The organism is Alteromonas sp. 14N.309.X.WAT.G.H12 (assembly GCF_036697315.1).
Lineage (GTDB): Bacteria > Pseudomonadota > Gammaproteobacteria > Enterobacterales > Alteromonadaceae > Alteromonas.
Genome location: NZ_JBAHZB010000273.1, coordinates 1 through 274, shown reverse-complemented (window position 1 = coordinate 274; position 274 = coordinate 1). Strand labels below are relative to the sequence as shown.

Annotated in this window: 1 tRNA gene; it reads left to right on the top strand. The window is 49.3% G+C overall.

Going from position 1 to position 274, the window contains the following annotated elements:
• Nucleotides 1-197 precede the first annotated feature (197 nt).
• Nucleotides 198-273 (top strand) — tRNA-Ala (locus V5298_RS20950).
• Nucleotide 274: the final 1 nt, after the last annotated feature.

The following is a 274-nucleotide window of genomic DNA, read 5'->3' as shown; positions in this document are numbered from 1 at the left end:
CTTGTAGCTCAGCTGGTTAGAGCGCACCCCTGATAAGGGTGAGGTCGGCAGTTCAAGTCTGCCCAAGCCTACCAATTTCTTCCTTATACTGCGTTAGTTCAACGCTTATGTGCCCTTCGCACACGACGCGTTAAACTGCCTTGTTTAAGCAAGAAATACAACGATTAACCATCGTGTAGAAAGTTAAGTAGTTCGATGGGGCTATAGCTCAGCTGGGAGAGCGCCTGATTTGCATTCAGGAGGTCAGCAGTTCGATCCTGCTTAGCTCCACCAC